Genomic DNA, 15,052 nt, shown 5'->3' with positions numbered 1-15,052 from the left:
GGTTAGATCCCCATTGTATTAGAAACAGCTCTCTATGTACTCACGGCCTGAAATGGTGCTTGAGGGGCGATCTAATCGCCTTAAATCTGATAGAGCAGACAAAAAGGGTTGGGGTGTCTGGTCAGTACAGGAGATCGCAGATGGAGCTTGTATGGGCTACGGAGGATTTAGTGATCGCTGGGCGACCCTATCCGGGGTTCCCCATTCTGCTTTGGGAGCCAATGGAGAGTTGCGTCCCGGCCAATCAATTCTTTCGTCACTACCTGCTTCGCGGAGCCATTGGTTCTAGGCAGTCCTGGCCCAGTGCCGGGCGTGCTTTGTACGACTTTTTCAGCTTCCAGTACATCTAGCAGTGAATATTCGCTTGGCATTGTGTCGATTCCTTTCGAGAAAGCCCAAGAATAGCAACGACAGTTGGAGTCTGGAAAAAGTTGTCGAGGCGAAAGAGTGGTGTGGCTGAACCCAGCAGATTTGGGAATGGGGGAACAAAGCCGCAGGAAAGTATCAAGGTCGACCAATTAACACCGATCTACACAAGCGTGTGACGGAGCTACTCAGCGCAGGCCTTGGCATTCGAGCAACTGCTCGCCACCACCACAGTGCTACGAATAGAAGAAACTGTTCTGCTTAACGACTAAGGCTTTTCTGCTACAGCAGCATTAGCGGCAGGTAAATCAACAATTTCCGCCGAAGGCTTAACGGGAGGTGTTTTCGCCAAAGCGCTCTTAGCTATTTGAGCAATTTGTGCGGCAAACCCAGGGATCGATTTCATTGCCTCTTTGACAGCGACTGAAGACATCAATTCATGCCATGGGCTGCCGTAGCTAGCCGACTCGACTAAACGAAGGGGCTGCTCATCGAGCCGAGATAGCGCTGATCGCAACAGCTGGGACTCAAGCACAGGATCAATACGATGCGCTTCACGCCGATATCCTTCATAAGCTTTAGAAATAGAGGCTTTGAAAGCGTAATCTTCAGAAAGACGGAAGCGCTGCCCAATTTGCTTTGTTGAAAGCCAGGCAAACCATATGGGCGCGCCCACAGAAAGTATCGACAAGACAAAATTTATAGCAATAGCTGTCCCGGTAACATTTGGAGCCGTTATCAGTTCAGCAAGGTGCTGTAGTTGATCCTTGCCAAAATAGCTTCCGAGGCCGAGCGAAAGCACAAGCCCAGCCACCCACATCCACATAGAGACCCCAAGCCTGCTAGAGCGATCAGCAAACGCGGCAGCCAGCCCCTGACTAGTGGCTGTGGAATAAGCTAAATTAGCCTTCTTTACCACCTCGGTAGCTTCACTGGCAGCATCAATCAACTGTTGCTGCGCGGTTTCGGCGGCATCACGCGCAGACAGAATATGAACCCGGTCCTTTTCAGCGTCACTCAGAAGTTGCTGTAATTGGGCGCGTGCATCGCTCAGCGTTTCAAGATCCTCCGGAAGCTGGATGGCCGCCTCGTGAGCAGATTCGATTTCTCTCACCACAGAATCAAGGCTTTCGGATCGAGCAGTGAGATTATTGATTCTCGACTCGACCGTTTTTAACTGCCTTCCGGATAGCCGAATTCCATTGGCCAGCTCTTTAACGTCGTGGGATTTTAGGAGAGGTGCCGCGGCTCTTTTGAGTCCACCAAGGGTCATAAAAAGAGACGACAACGCGGCCTGTGAATTTCCCCATATCTGCGGCACAGAATTCGCACGATAGAACTGCAACCGGGGCAAGTACGCCTCAACGGCACCAGCTTTCTCACCGACGTCATCGCCAATTTCGGCCAAAACGTTTCGAACCTCGGCTATAGCTGCAACGATGTCGTCTACGTTTAGACCAGGAAAGCTCCAATTGCTGTGAGCAATATTGAAGTTACCCGCAGGTACCTGCGTACGCACTGCTGTTTCGAGTAATTCAAGCTCTTGTGTTACGGATGCAATAGCTGGATGCATTTTTCAATTCCCTACCGAAAAAATCACTAAATGCACCCATGGGCACGTGACTGATGTCTTCGAAACGTCGCAACGCATTGAATTATATGGTGTCTCAGGGCAGGTTCGAACTGCCAATCTTCCCCTTGGGAGGGGAGAAGATCTCGTACCAATTTTTGTACCAATAGGTAGGTTTTAGCACGAAAAACTGAGTTCGCCTGGGGCATCAACCCCCTGATTTCATTGCCCTTAGCAACTTAGCAAACACCCCTCAACATGTCATCATTAGGCTTGCCTAGCGTGACCGTGAGCTGGAGGGGCGCGGAATGGGGTTCGGCGGGGTGATCTCAGTCCAGCCCGTCAGTTTGCCTACCTCATCCCTCGCGCGAGTCTGAACACGACCATCGGGGTGCTCGATACGACTGGACAGCACACGCCCCGTTATGATGTCGCAAACGTGAGACATCACGCTGCCTGGCTTGCTGCCCCCCGTTAGAATGCGCGCCTTCTCATTATTCACGTCGGCCACCAGTTGCGTGGCATCCGTCTCGCTGACACTTCCCGCTTGTCGTTGCTGCTCAATCCGCGCCTTGATCGCCTCGCCCTGACTTTCCAGGTTGGCCCGTGGCACGGTCCTCAAACTTCTGATTTATTGGCTTATCGGAATTGGCATGGTTCAACTCCTTTCGAGAAAACCCAAGCATAGCAGGGGGGCAATGCTGAAATGGTTTAGGGCAAAATTAGGGTACTTTCAGGACCGCTATTGGCCGCAGCGCGCCACAGGCAGAGGACGAAAACACCGTATTTGATGGGCTGGAGCGGTTCTCAGGGATGCGTGAAGGGGTGCGAATCCCAATCCACACTTACCTCTAAGTCATGCTGAATAACCGCTTTCGGGGCCCATTGCCGCCCTTCGCGATAGGCAGAAATCGACAGCCAAAAGCAGCCATTGCGCCTTTTCGTTTTGGTCCGTAAGCCCGAATCCTTCTATGATCAAGCGATTATGCGGAAGGAGCTGCCTTGATGGATTACCTGATTCGAAACGCTATGAATGCAGATGCCCCGGCTATCAGTCGAACGATCATTAACACTCTCCGCGAGTCCAATGCTCAGGACTACTCATCGGAAATCATCGGTCAAGTGGCGCAGAGCTTTTCTCCCCCGGCAATTCTTCAATTGTTGTCTCGGAGTCAGGTACTCGTAGCAATAGTCGACGGTCATATCGTTGCAACTGCAAGTCTTGATCAGGACGTTGTCCGAAGCGTGTTTGTCGATCCGACCTATCAAGGCAAAGGGATCGGAAGACACCTGATGGAGAGGATTCAGTCGATCGCCAGAAATGCAGGCCTGAATCTGCTACGTGTTCCCTCTTCCATCACTGCAGAAGGCTTTTATGCTTCACTTGACTTTAAAAAAATCCGGGACGAGTTTCACGAATCGGAGCGCACGATCATCATGGCGAAGACATTGGACCTGTAGCGCTACAGCGTCCAAGAAGACGCCAGGATCAAAAAATGGATTTCATCTTTGATATCTTGATCAACATGTTGGCTCATCGGATTGGCGTTTACGTGCTTGGCTTGCTCAGTGGCGGTCGTTTCAAGGGAGAAAGCGGTTTTGCCTGGGGTTGGGCAGTCGCCGTCGGCGGCTTGGTGCTATTCGCACCTTTCGTGATTTTTATAGCCTTGCTCATCCATACCAGTGGCGGGTGAGGTGATGACCGCTCTGGGGCGGTTTCAGCCCTTGGCGACAGGCAGAAACCGGCCAAAAGCAGACGTTCTCCTTTAATTTCGGACCCCAAGCGCTCCTCGCCCCGCTTAGTCTTGATTAGCCTTCGCTCATACATTCATATGAGCATGTTCGTGAACAATCTTAGATCAGCTATTTGGTCATTGCTTTATAGTGTTCAGAGTACCCGCACTCTTCAAATATTATTCTCAGTCCATCCCTGAAGGCTTGGTGATCAAATTCTTTAATGTCAAAAATATTCTGACCAAGAGAGTGTGACTCTCTGTTCATATATCTGTAGAAGGTGGCAAATCTATCCGCCGACAAAGCGGGCATCTGAAATACGTTATTGAAGTCTGTCTTCTGAACAAAATTAAAGAAGTATTCAATTATGTTTCTCATGCAGTTCGCAATGAGTGCAGGTGGCGAAGCAGGATCTTTTACAATGGACCAGTACGATTGGTAGTCATTTTGTATCTCCTCGTATTTCATGGAGATTATACTGCTACCGTTTGCATTCTTAATAACTCTATACAGGTTCTGCGTTTCTGCGCGTTTATCCTTGTTGGTATGTGTGAGTTCGTAGAAAAAATACAAGCTATGCGTAAGCACGAATACTTGTTTATAAAGTGCGTCATTAATGAAGTATTTCTTTATTAGTTGCCCAATATTGAATACATATAGATGTGAGAGGCTTGAGATAGGGTCATCAATTACGACTACTTTTGTTAGAGGAACGGCTGACGGGGTTTTTTGCCCCTTACATAATTCGATAAAATATAGAAAGCTTATGACTGTTTTTTCACCTTCACTGAGTGAGTGAAATGCGTTGGCTTGATCTGTGGTCCTAGCAATCCTGTAAAGGGTGTCATTATGCTTAACTACTGAGAAGCCATCGATTCCGATTTCGAGTAAGCCGTTATTTATGTTTTGAATTGATTCCTCGATATTCACAGTTTGCTTTCTAAGGTTAGCGATCTGGCCATGAGAATTTTCGATAATCTGCTGAATATCTTTGCCGTTTTTATTCGCCTTGCCAGCTTCTTCCTGAAGCTCTGATACTGACTGAGTGTAGGCTGATATTGTTTGATCGTAATCCCAGCGCATTAAGTTCCAGAAGCGAGATTTTATATCGTCTTTTGTTTTTTTCTTGTTGGAAAGTTTGTCATTATGTTCTCTGATCAATTCATTCAGAGTGGCAATTACGTCATTAATCGATTTTACGGCGGGGCCACTGGACGAAAGAGTTACTGGGGTGCTCGGGCTTTTAAGCTTGTTGCTAGTAATCAGTGCATTTTCACGAATTGAGGACTTAAGGGTCTCACAGGCAAGTTCCCAAGCATTTACGAGTTCCTTGCTTGCTAATGGAAGATTCGATATGTCTTGTATGTTAATTCGCGAAGTAAAGGACTCATATCGAGCCCTAGTATTTTCAAGGGCTTCTATGTCTCGATCATAGGCTTCATCAAAAACATCGCGTATCGATTTTACGATGTTTTGCGTGATTGTATTTTCTTGGCAGAACGGGCAAGCCTGAGGCTGGCTGGCGTTGATATCAATATATCGGAGCCCTTGCTTAACCCAGTCCGAACTCCCAAGCCTGTTGATAAACTCCGCGACCGATCCGTCTTGGCTGCCTACTATGACTTTGGACCATATAGGATCTATCTCGACGTTGAGCCAATCTGCTGCCAAGTCAGGAATGGCTGTCAGTTGAACGGCGCCTTCGCCCTCGATCGAAGAGGCTTCAGCTCTCAAATCTTCAATTGTGTAATCCGGGGCCTCCTCAGTGCGAACAAGACCAGTGACGTGCTGAAAAAGAAGCTCTGTTCGCTTTAAATTATCAAGGCAAAACTCCAATACACGATCGCCGCCTGAGTATTTTGTTTTAATTTCCCACGTCTTGCTGCTAGCCTTGGACTTTTCTTGTTCCAGACGAGTTGTAATATCTCCAGTTAACTCGGAGTTTTTTTGCTGTAAGCTCTGTGCTTTTTCAAGCTCTATAGTTTCCGCTTCGATTTGCTGTAGTGCCTGTTTGTTTTCTTTCGAGAGAGTAAAAATCCCCTTAAGGTTATCTTCCTCAAAAAAATAGTCATTAAGAAAGCTTTGATTGTAAACTAAAATATCACAAGGCTGGCTGGTCTTGAAGCTACATTTATGAAAGGCAGCATTATTAGGCGCATATAGATATTCTGATACAGTGCTTTTTCCTGCCCCGTTTAATCCGTACACGAGGCAAGTCTTATTTGTTGGTGTTACTGAAGACTTGAGCTTATAACTGGTTACGCCTTCAATATTTAATTCCGTTATCACGATCATATCCTCTGTGCACAGAATGTGCGATACGCCATTAGTATTAGCATAAGAAGCATAGATCGCTTTTTTATAAGCGCCACGAGCCTGTCGATGACGGCGCATTCTGATCGAGGGTAACGATACGTTGACGTTGCCTATAAAGGGCCAGTCGAGAGCTCTAGGCTCTGTCAAACTCCGGCAATCTGGGATCGAGTCAATGTGCTAATCGCCCACTTGGTTGCTTGTTAGCCGGTAACCGCCTCGTGGCTGAACACCCGCTATTGACCAATAAATGCTCGTAACAAATGGCAGCTAATGGCTGATCTCAGCCCGTCGCCACCGTCGGCTTGGGTCGAAAGTAGCCGGTGACAGCTTCATCAGTTGAAGCTGTCGATCGAGCTGTGGGAGAGCGTTACCGGTACTGCATTTCCAATACATTTGCTTGATAAAAAATATCAGGTGTTGATAACACTCGCCGTGGATAATAACGTCGGTCATCCCGTGAGTGTTGGTGGGCAGGAGGTGCAGCCATCTCTGCCGACGAGTACTGATGGAAGCCAGATTGACAATTCTGGTGGTTGGAGTACTACATCCCCCGCGGTGGATCCGAATCTATCGCCAGGTATTATGTTCAGCAACCCGGTTGACATCCTGCATATAATCGGTGCGGATTATGATAGGGATGGCAATCCAACGGGGGCGCATACATTATTGAATGGCGATGTAAGAATTGTTCCCGGATCACAGTCGGCTCCTGACGCATCTGGTGTCTATCGGGCCACTGTTCAGGTGCCGGACCCAAAAAACCCAGGTCAGTGGCTGACCAAAACGACTAACAATTCGATAAATACGATGTTCCCTGCCTCTTGGACTAAAGCACAATTGATAGATGAAATTGATGGCGCTTGGAATAGTCCTAGGAAAGTAGTAAATGGGAGCCGCTGGACTTCCTGGACGCCTTCCGGTGTTAAAGTAACCGGGTACACGTCCCCAAGAGCAACCGTTTACCCACTCTACAAACCTTAAAGCAGGAGAGAGAAATGGAACTGAAATTTTGCCATATTTACGCGGGGTATGACGCTGTTTTAGGGCATTTGTTTTGCCGGGGTGCGACGGTTTCTTCGGGAGAAAATGCCCCGCGCTATGAGCTCTATATATGCTCTGTGCTAGACGCTATTGCCCAGATTCCACAAGATTGCGATCGATTACTTGGTTATATTGCATCTATCGAAAACGGTTCGGAACAGTCTGTCGAAACTGGCGGGAACGATGTTGCACTGACAATGGACGCTTCAGGTGTGCAAGTCGACATCCGCGTCAACGACGATTGGAATGGACAGCCCGAGGGCAAATTTACCCTAGAGGAGTGGCGAATAGTTCTAGAGCAGTGGAGGTATTTTCTGGGATTGCCTGAGTCGGAAGAGTCAGTAGTTACATTTAAACTGCCGTAATAAAAACGAGCAACGCAAACAGGAATCAACTCCAAGCTTGCTTCGAGGATCAGCCTGAATGGTGCACCGAGTCTACACAATCGTGCATCACATGGCTGTCGACTATTCACCCATTGCTTTACGTAAGCATCCGCTTCGACGACTGATGTGAAAGCCCGCACTGTACGTGAAACCAGTTCCTCGGATGTGTCCAAGCTATAGGCTAACCTCCACCTCTGACGAACGCTCAAATGAGGAGTTGCGATAGGATTGCAATGAGACCGATTGGCAGTCACTCATTCCACGCGTAAAAAACATAAAAATAGTTAGATTAGGTAAGTATCTGATTTATGGAAGATAAAACACATATAACAGTTAGCAAGGCTCCGGAAAGCATGAGTGAACAGATCGAGCCCGGCACACAGACCCACGCCGTCCAGCAACGCCAGCGCGCCAGCCAGTTGGCCCAAGCGATAAGGACGGAACTGCAAAAAGCCGTGATCGGCCAGAACATCGTGATCGACGATGTGCTTACCGCCCTGATCGCCGGCGGCCATGTACTGCTCGAAGGCGTGCCGGGGTTGGGCAAGACGTTGTTGGTGCGCGCCCTCGCCCGCTGCTTCGGCGGCGAATTCGCACGCATCCAGTTCACCCCAGACCTGATGCCCAGCGATGTCACCGGGCACGCGGTATACGACTTGCAAACCGAGCAATTCAAACTGCGCAAAGGCCCGCTATTCACCAACCTGCTGCTGGCCGACGAGATCAACCGCGCCCCGGCGAAAACTCAGGCGGCGCTGCTCGAAGCCATGCAGGAACGCCAAGTCACCCTCGAAGGCCGCGCCCTGCCCATCGCGCAACCGTTCATGGTGCTCGCCACGCAAAACCCCATCGAACAGGAAGGCACTTACCCGTTACCGGAAGCCGAACTCGACCGCTTCATGCTCAAGGTGCGCATGGACTACCCCGAAGCCGAGCAGGAATTGAACATGGTGCGTCAGGTCAGCCGCTCGACCCGAGCCGACATGCTTGATGTGCAACCGCTGCGCACCGTGTTGCAAGCCAAGGACGTGCTGGCCTTGCAGCGCATTGCCAGTGATCTGCCCATGGACGATCAGGTACTCGATTACGCGGTGCGCCTGGCCCGCACCACCCGAACCTGGCCGGGGTTGACCCTGGGTGCCGGGCCACGCGCATCAATCGCCCTGGTACGTTGCGCCCGCGCCCGGGCCTTGTTGCGCGGCGGCGAATTTGTGATTCCAGATGACATCAAAGGCTGCGCGCTGGCCGTTCTGCGTCACCGCGTGCGAATTGCCCCGGAGCTGGACATCGAAGGCCTGGAAGTCGATCAGGTACTCAAGCAACTGCTCGATCAAGTCCCGGCGCCGCGTTTGTGAAACCCGCTACTTCGGCAAACGATGCTCCTGTGGCGAGGGGGCTTGCCCCCGTTCGGCTGCGAAGCAGTCGTAAAAAGGCTTGGAAGTTTTTGGGAGTGCTTCGCACTCCAACGCGGGCAAGCCCGCTCGCCACAAAGGTGCTGTGCCAGATGGTTGTATGTAGCCCTGACCAAGGAATCGCGACGCAATGAAACCCACGCGCCTGCTGCTGATCTGGCTCGCAGTACTGCTGGCCATCGGCATCGTGCTCGGCGCATTGCGGGCACTGGACATCGCAGTTCCATCGAGCCTTTTGGCGATCAACTGGGGATTACTGTTAGCACTGCTGGCATTGGCGATCATCGACGCCATCCGCCTCAAACGCCTGCCCCCGCCCCGCGTGCAACGGCAAATGCCCGGCAGCCTGGCGCTCGGTCGATGGGGCGAAGTGCGACTGGAGGTCGAGCACGATTTTGCTCAACAGCTGAACGTACACATCTACGACCATGTGCCGCACGGCCTGGACTTCGAACTCCTTCCCCTGTCGGTCGAACTGCAACCCGGCCAACAGAGCCAGATCGGCTATCGCCTGCGCCCACTCAAGCGCGGCCACTTCACCTTCGAACACTGCGAAATCAGCCTGCCAAGCCCAATGGGCCTATGGTCAGGCAAACGTCTACTGAACGTAGTCGACAACACCCGCGTCTACCCCGACTTCGCCCGCCTCTACGGCGGCCAACTACTGGCTGTGGATAACTGGCTCAGCCAGCTCGGTGTACGTCAACGCCAGAGACGCGGTCTGGGTCTGGAGTTTCATCAACTGCGCGAATTCAGAGAAGGCGACAGCCAGCGTCAAATCGACTGGAAAGCCACGGCACGCCAACGCACACCGATTGCCCGTGAGTATGAGGATGAACGCGATCAACAGATCATCTTCATGCTTGATTGCGGGCGGCGCATGCGTAGCCAGGATGATGAGTTGTCGCACTTCGACCATGCACTCAATGCCTGTTTGCTGCTGAGCTACGTGGCACTGCGTCAGGGTGATGCGGTGGGCCTGAGCACCTTCGCCAGCCATCAGCCGCGCTACCTCGCCCCGGTCAAAGGCACTGGTCAACTCAACGTGTTGCTCAGCAGTGTTTACGATCTCGACAGCACACAATGCCCCGCCGACTATCTGGCCGCCGCCAACCAGTTATTGGCTAGACAAAAACGCCGGGCACTGGTGGTGCTGGTGACCAACCTGAGGGATGAAGATGACGAACAACTGCTTGCCGCCGTCCAACGGCTGAGCCGTCAGCATCGGGTATTGGTGGGCAGCCTACGAGAAGAGGTGCTCGACAGTCTGCGGCACGCGCCGGTACAAACATTGCCCGAGGCGCTGGCCTATTGCGGAACAGTGGATTATATGAATGTACGGGCAGAGCTCCATGAGCGGTTGAGTGCTCATGGAGTTCCGGTGCTGGATGCTCGGCCCTCAGAACTGGGGACCGAGATGGTGACGCGGTATTTGGGATGGAAAAAAGCTGGAACGATGTAATGGCCAATCGCACGATTCCATATGAATATGATGTGCGAGCACGTACGACTAGCTCTCATCCCAGAGTAATTACGAGAAGCAACCCCACCCAAGAATCTGATAGCTCTATCACAAGGAATCAATCATGGACGAGGCAAAACTATTCGCGTCAGTGATCACGCAGATCAATGACAACCAACTGGCATTGCGAGCCGCTGTAGAGGAACTATCGAATTGGGTGGCGCAGCAAGGAGCTGCCGAAATAGCGGATAACGTCCGATGTGCCTTACAAACGCTAGATGTAAACCAGGACTTTATATCTTTGGCACTTATTTCTATCTCCACCGATTTTCAAGAATCACAGATTCCAAAAAGGCCTGATTCTAATGGCTAGCTAACCTTCAATATTTGTAGTTTCTCCTAGGTGTTACCCGATGTTCCTGATCGTGTAGTAACGAGGGGCAATAAGCTCTGCCGTGTAAAAACTGACGTTCATGGCCGGCAATTTGCTTTTTGTACTCTCCCATCAGGCGTCTCAAATAACCGCGCTAATGACTACAGAATGAAGCGCCTCTGCCTACAAATATCAGCGACCCAGTCTGATTGTGGGTGGTGTCCGTCCCGACATAAGGTTCTCCTGTCGCCGCCGCCCTTTCGTTATTTCCGAATCGGTGGCAGCCCCAACAAGGAGTTAACCGTGATAACGCCCCGACCCAATCTACTCAAAACCACCGCCCGTTCGCCCTACAGCACCCTCGACTCGAGAAAACTCCACGAAGCTGCCGACAGGGCCCTAGATCACTATCTCAAACGGGAAAACACTAAACCGTGCTTTGCCGACGAACGCACCACCGAGGAACGATCCATGAAGATGTTCACCGTCGTAGCCAATGCCAATCCCGAAGCCCTCGCCATCCAGACCTATGAAACCTTTTCCTCGGTCAGCATTTTGCTGCTCGACCTGGCGGAAAGCCTGGACGACAAGCAGCGGCATCTGGCTATGGCGATTTATCAGATGAGTGAGTTGGGGTTGATGCTGGTGGAGCGGTCGCTGGATAACGAGCGGGCGATTAAGCCGGCCTAACCTTTAAGTATTGGCCGTCTGGCCTGACGCCATCGCGGGCAAGCCCGCTCCCACAGGGATCTTCGGTGAACACACAATAGGTGAACACCATCGAAAATGTGGGAGCAGGCTTGCCCGCGATGGCAATAGTGAAAGCGCCGCAGCCTTCAGGCCGAAGCAGGCAAAGGCTGAAAACTGAAGTACTGCTTCAGTGCCTCGACCAATTGCCCATATTCCGGCGGTGCCTGTTGCAGGCTGAAGCCGGCGTCATAGTGGTGAGGGGTTTCGTCCTCGTGGCACCACAGACAGCAGGCGTTGAGGTCGATCACCTGCTGACAATGGCCATCCATGGGGATTTTCAGGCGCAGATTAAAATCGGCGCCCACCATCATTGGCAACTGGCTGATCAACATCAGCCCGTCCTCGGACAGATTGCCCAGAAAGCCAATGGGCTTGTCGGTGACGCTGTTGAACACTTTGAGAAAATACGGCAGTTGATGCCGCTCGATCCGGCGGTCAGTGAACATGCTGATTTCGCTACGCAAGGCCCTTAAGCAGGGCCGCACTAATGCTTCGGAACGGGCCTGCTCTATTGCTTTATAGGCATAAGCCGCGCTCTCCCCGATTCCCGGTGCGACAGTCCATCCTTCCGCTACCGCTTACTGCTGCCGATCACAGGTGTTACCTCGAATTAGAAACAAGGCTCTAAACCGATTTATTCGACTATAGCTCACCGCCGCCGGTCAGCCAGCCGCTTCAATCAGAACCGGGTCGGGCTCACGACCGCCGCGCTGCGGGTCGGGTAATGCCCCAGGCTCTGCAAGGTTTCCAGGCGGGCACGGGCGCGGTAGGCGTATTCGCTCTGCGGGTACGAGGCGATGATGAACTGGTAAGTCTGGACCGCGTCGACAAACATTTTCTGCCGTTCCAGGCACTGGCCGCGCATCATCGACACTTCCGGCCACACATAAGGCCGCGCACGGCTGGCGCGCTCGACCTTGGACAGCTCGAGCATCACTTGCTCGCAGTTGCCGCGCTCATAGGCGCTGTAGGCATTATTCAAATGATGGTTCATCGACCAACGGGTGCAGCCCACAACACTGAGGGCAAGGACGGCAATGAGCACGAATCGCATGGGGGGATCTCCTGTCTTGCGCTCTGTATCGACCCGTTGTCTGAAATCTTCAGGATGTTGCTGCAAAGTTGTCGGGGTTCAATAAAGAAACCAATAAGTAGTGCAAACGAACAATGACTACACCCAAAGACCATAGTAGCCTCTGCTAGCGCTTGAACTCAGGAGTCTTTGCATGTCCGTCCGTCGTACCAAAATCGTCGCTACCCTTGGCCCGGCCAGTAACTCGCCGGAAGTTCTCGAACAGTTGATTCTGGCTGGCCTGGACGTCGCCCGTCTGAACTTCTCCCACGGCACCCCCGACGAGCACAAGGCTCGCGCGAAGCTGGTGCGTGACCTCGCTGCCAAGCACGGCCGCTTCGTCGCCCTGCTGGGTGACCTGCAAGGCCCGAAAATTCGTATCGCCAAATTCGCCAACAAGAAGATCGAGCTGAAGATCGGTGATCAATTCACCTTCTCTACCAGCCATCCGTTGACCGAAGGCAACCAGCAAGTGGTCGGCATCGACTACCCGGACCTGGTGAAAGACTGCGGCGTGGGCGACGAGCTGCTGCTCGACGATGGCCGCGTGGTAATGCGCGTCGATACCGCCACCGCCACCGAGTTGCATTGCACCGTGACCATCGGCGGCCCGCTGTCGGACCACAAAGGCATCAACCGTCGCGGTGGCGGCCTGACCGCACCGGCCCTGACCGAGAAAGACAAGGCCGACATCAAGCTCGCTGCGGAAATGGAAGTCGACTACCTCGCGGTGTCCTTCCCGCGTGACGCCGCCGACATGGAATACGCCCGTCAACTGCGCGACGAAGCCGGCGGTACTGCCTGGCTGGTGGCGAAGATCGAACGCGCTGAAGCCGTGGCCGACGACGAAACCCTCGACGGCCTGATCAAAGCCTCCGACGCGGTGATGGTTGCCCGTGGTGACTTGGGTGTGGAAATCGGCGACGCCGAGCTGGTGGGCATTCAGAAGAAAATCATTCTGCACGCACGCCGCCACAACAAAGCGGTGATCGTCGCGACCCAGATGATGGAGTCGATGATCCAGAACCCGATGCCAACCCGCGCCGAAGTGTCCGACGTAGCCAACGCCGTACTCGACTACACCGACGCCGTGATGCTTTCGGCCGAAAGTGCTGCCGGTTTGTACCCGCTGGAAGCCGTACAGGCCATGGCGCGCATCTGCATCGGCGCTGAAAAGCACCCGACCAGCAAGACCTCCAGCCACCGCATCGGCAAGGTCTTCGAAAGCTGCGACCAGAGCATCGCGCTGGCGGCCATGTACACCGCCAACCACTTCCCGGGCGTGAAAGCGATCATCGCTTTGACCGAAAGTGGCTACACGCCGTTGATCATGTCGCGTATCCGTTCCTCGGTGCCGATCTACGCGTTTTCCCCGCACCGCGAAACCCAGGCCCGCGCGTCCATGTTCCGTGGCGTCTACACCGTACCGTTCGACCCGGCATCGCTGCCGCCTGAGCAAGTCAGCCAGGCCGCGATCGACGAGTTGCTCAAACGCGGCGTTGTGGAGAAAGGCGACTGGGTCATCCTGACCAAGGGCGACAGCTACCACACCACCGGCGGCACCAACGGGATGAAAATCCTGCACGTTGGCGACCCGATGGTCTGAGTGATCGCTCGCTGAAAAACAAAAGCCCCGCCATGTGAATGGCGGGGCTTTTTGCATTCTGATCCTGGAAAATTGTTGTCTGGGCCGACCTCATCGCGGGCAAGCCCGCTCCCACAGGATTTGGGTTGATATTCGATTTGTGGACACCTGCAATCCTTGTGGGAGCGGGCTTGCCCGCGATGAGGCCAGTACAGTCAGCGAAAAACTCAATGCCGTTTGATGAATCCGGTCAACGCCGCCATCGCTTCCGGCGAACGCAGCCGCTGGGTGAACAACGCCCCCTCTTCTTCGATCACCTTGCGCAACTGTTCCCGATCCGGCGCTTTCATCAATTGCTTGCTGATGCGCACCGCCTCCGCTGGCAACGACTCGAATCGCAACGCCATCTCCCGCGCCTTGGCCAACACCGCTTCGCCACTGCCCAAGGCTTCAGTCGCTATCCCCCACGCCGCCGCCTGTTCACCACTGAAACCCTCGCCGAGCAGCAACAACTGCGCGGCTTTGGCATGGCCGAGCAAACGCGGCAGGATCAGGCTGGAACCGAACTCCGGGCACAACCCGAGGTTGACGAACGGCATACGCAACCGGGCGTCGGTGCTGACGTAAACCAGGTCGCAATGCAGCAGCATCGTCGTGCCGATCCCCACCGCTGCACCGGCCACGGCGGCGATCACCGGTTTACGGCACTCCAGCAAATTGAGCATGAAGTGGAACACGGGGCTTTCGAGGTTGCTCGGGGGTTGCTGAAGGAAATCAAGGATGTCGTTGCCGGCGGTGAAACACTCAGCGCCACCGGTGATCAGCACCGCATTGATTTCGGGGTCGGTATCGGCTTGCTTCAGGGCCTCGGCCAAGTGGCTGTACATGGCGCGAGTCAGGGCGTTTTTCTTTTCGGGGCGATTGATGCGCAGGGTCAGCAGGCCGCGCTCGCGTTCAAATCGGATGGTATCGGGCATGGCGTGTC

Annotated in this window: 14 protein-coding genes and 1 pseudogene; 10 read left to right on the top strand and 5 right to left on the bottom strand. The window is 53.2% G+C overall.

Annotated elements, in window-relative coordinates:
- Window positions 1–487 precede the first annotated feature (487 nt).
- Window positions 488–631: pseudogene (locus tag KGB18_RS16850) on the top strand (serine recombinase); the annotation flags it as partial.
- 3 nt (window positions 632–634) lie between these two features.
- Here the strand turns inward: KGB18_RS16850 and KGB18_RS16845 are convergent.
- On the bottom strand, window positions 635–1,939 hold the full coding sequence (locus KGB18_RS16845; protein WP_223570260.1) for a hypothetical protein: 1,305 nt from the start codon (window positions 1,937–1,939) through the stop codon (window positions 635–637).
- Window positions 1,940–2,941: 1,002 nt separating this feature from the next.
- On the opposite strand from KGB18_RS16845, the gene KGB18_RS16840 reads away from it, so the two are divergent.
- Together KGB18_RS16840 and KGB18_RS16835 are read left to right on the top strand one after the other, a co-directional pair.
- Window positions 2,942–3,397 (top strand): GNAT family N-acetyltransferase, encoded by a 456-nt coding sequence (locus tag KGB18_RS16840; protein ID WP_223570259.1) that lies wholly within the window; start codon window positions 2,942–2,944, stop codon window positions 3,395–3,397.
- Between the two features lie 35 nt (window positions 3,398–3,432).
- The gene (locus KGB18_RS16835; protein WP_223570258.1) at window positions 3,433–3,630 is read left to right on the top strand and encodes a hypothetical protein; all 198 of its coding nucleotides are present in this window, start codon (window positions 3,433–3,435) and stop codon (window positions 3,628–3,630) included.
- A gap of 169 nt (window positions 3,631–3,799) precedes the next feature.
- Here KGB18_RS16835 and KGB18_RS16830 read toward each other — a convergent pair whose 3' ends face one another.
- Window positions 3,800–6,064 carry an AAA family ATPase gene (locus KGB18_RS16830; RefSeq protein WP_223570257.1) on the bottom strand — a complete coding sequence of 755 codons (2,265 nt, stop codon included), beginning with the start codon at window positions 6,062–6,064 and terminating at the stop codon, window positions 3,800–3,802.
- A gap of 258 nt (window positions 6,065–6,322) precedes the next feature.
- Here KGB18_RS16830 and KGB18_RS16825 point away from each other — a divergent pair, with 258 nt between their 5' ends.
- The 6 genes from KGB18_RS16825 (at window position 6,323) to KGB18_RS16800 (ending at window position 11,350) form a co-directional block, all read left to right on the top strand.
- Window positions 6,323–6,967 (top strand): EndoU domain-containing protein, encoded by a 645-nt coding sequence (locus KGB18_RS16825; RefSeq protein WP_223570256.1) that lies wholly within the window; start codon window positions 6,323–6,325, stop codon window positions 6,965–6,967.
- A 14-nt stretch (window positions 6,968–6,981) separates the two neighbouring features.
- Window positions 6,982–7,392: a hypothetical protein gene (locus KGB18_RS16820; protein ID WP_019580780.1), complete on the top strand. Its 411-nt coding sequence runs from the start codon at window positions 6,982–6,984 to the stop codon at window positions 7,390–7,392.
- 374 nt (window positions 7,393–7,766) lie between these two features.
- The gene (locus KGB18_RS16815; RefSeq protein ID WP_123719303.1) at window positions 7,767–8,768 is read left to right on the top strand and encodes an AAA family ATPase; all 1,002 of its coding nucleotides are present in this window, start codon (window positions 7,767–7,769) and stop codon (window positions 8,766–8,768) included.
- Window positions 8,769–8,955: 187 nt separating this feature from the next.
- Window positions 8,956–10,287, top strand: coding sequence for a DUF58 domain-containing protein (locus KGB18_RS16810; RefSeq protein WP_223570255.1), 1,332 nt, complete (start codon window positions 8,956–8,958; stop codon window positions 10,285–10,287).
- Window positions 10,288–10,411: 124 nt separating this feature from the next.
- On the top strand, window positions 10,412–10,660 hold the full coding sequence (locus KGB18_RS16805; RefSeq protein ID WP_123719306.1) for a hypothetical protein: 249 nt from the start codon (window positions 10,412–10,414) through the stop codon (window positions 10,658–10,660).
- A 303-nt stretch (window positions 10,661–10,963) separates the two neighbouring features.
- Entirely contained in the window at window positions 10,964–11,350 is a 387-nt protein-coding gene (locus KGB18_RS16800) for a DUF6124 family protein (protein ID WP_223570254.1), read from the top strand.
- Window positions 11,351–11,496: 146 nt separating this feature from the next.
- On the opposite strand, the gene KGB18_RS16795 is transcribed toward KGB18_RS16800, so the two are convergent.
- Together KGB18_RS16795 and KGB18_RS16790 are read right to left on the bottom strand one after the other, a co-directional pair.
- Window positions 11,497–11,856 carry a PilZ domain-containing protein gene (locus KGB18_RS16795; RefSeq protein ID WP_038981931.1) on the bottom strand — a complete coding sequence of 120 codons (360 nt, stop codon included), beginning with the start codon at window positions 11,854–11,856 and terminating at the stop codon, window positions 11,497–11,499.
- Window positions 11,857–12,089: 233 nt separating this feature from the next.
- Window positions 12,090–12,464, bottom strand: a complete 375-nt coding sequence (locus tag KGB18_RS16790) for a tetratricopeptide repeat protein (RefSeq protein WP_201060553.1) — start codon at window positions 12,462–12,464, stop codon at window positions 12,090–12,092.
- A 172-nt stretch (window positions 12,465–12,636) separates the two neighbouring features.
- Between KGB18_RS16790 and pyk the strand changes: the two genes are divergently transcribed.
- Window positions 12,637–14,088, top strand: a complete 1,452-nt coding sequence (pyk, locus tag KGB18_RS16785) for a pyruvate kinase (protein ID WP_123719309.1) — start codon at window positions 12,637–12,639, stop codon at window positions 14,086–14,088.
- A 206-nt stretch (window positions 14,089–14,294) separates the two neighbouring features.
- On the opposite strand, the gene KGB18_RS16780 is transcribed toward pyk, so the two are convergent.
- Entirely contained in the window at window positions 14,295–15,044 is a 750-nt protein-coding gene (locus tag KGB18_RS16780) for an enoyl-CoA hydratase-related protein (RefSeq protein ID WP_123719310.1), read from the bottom strand.
- Window positions 15,045–15,052 lie beyond the last annotated feature (8 nt).

Source organism: Pseudomonas sp. BF-R-26 (genome assembly GCF_019947395.1).
Classification (GTDB): Bacteria; Pseudomonadota; Gammaproteobacteria; order Pseudomonadales; family Pseudomonadaceae; genus Aquipseudomonas; species Aquipseudomonas farris.
The sequence above is the reverse complement of the archived record's forward strand: the minus strand, read 5'-3'. Positions and strand labels throughout refer to the sequence as shown.

Bases quoted from the DNA above. Each gene is read 5' to 3' on its own strand.
- KGB18_RS16845 (WP_223570260.1), bottom strand. From the start codon at position 1,939: ATGCATCCAGCTATTGCATCCGTAACACAAGAGCTTGAATTACTCGAA.
- KGB18_RS16840 (WP_223570259.1), top strand. From the start codon at position 2,942: ATGGATTACCTGATTCGAAACGCTATGAATGCAGATGCCCCGGCTATC.
- KGB18_RS16835 (WP_223570258.1), top strand. From the start codon at position 3,433: ATGGATTTCATCTTTGATATCTTGATCAACATGTTGGCTCATCGGATT.
- KGB18_RS16830 (WP_223570257.1), bottom strand. From the start codon at position 6,064: ATGCGCCGTCATCGACAGGCTCGTGGCGCTTATAAAAAAGCGATCTAT.
- KGB18_RS16820 (WP_019580780.1), top strand. From the start codon at position 6,982: ATGGAACTGAAATTTTGCCATATTTACGCGGGGTATGACGCTGTTTTA.
- KGB18_RS16815 (WP_123719303.1), top strand. From the start codon at position 7,767: ATGAGTGAACAGATCGAGCCCGGCACACAGACCCACGCCGTCCAGCAA.
- KGB18_RS16810 (WP_223570255.1), top strand. From the start codon at position 8,956: ATGAAACCCACGCGCCTGCTGCTGATCTGGCTCGCAGTACTGCTGGCC.
- KGB18_RS16805 (WP_123719306.1), top strand. From the start codon at position 10,412: ATGGACGAGGCAAAACTATTCGCGTCAGTGATCACGCAGATCAATGAC.
- KGB18_RS16795 (WP_038981931.1), bottom strand. From the start codon at position 11,856: ATGTTCACTGACCGCCGGATCGAGCGGCATCAACTGCCGTATTTTCTC.
- KGB18_RS16790 (WP_201060553.1), bottom strand. From the start codon at position 12,464: ATGCGATTCGTGCTCATTGCCGTCCTTGCCCTCAGTGTTGTGGGCTGC.
- pyk (WP_123719309.1), top strand. From the start codon at position 12,637: ATGTCCGTCCGTCGTACCAAAATCGTCGCTACCCTTGGCCCGGCCAGT.
- KGB18_RS16780 (WP_123719310.1), bottom strand. From the start codon at position 15,044: ATGCCCGATACCATCCGATTTGAACGCGAGCGCGGCCTGCTGACCCTG.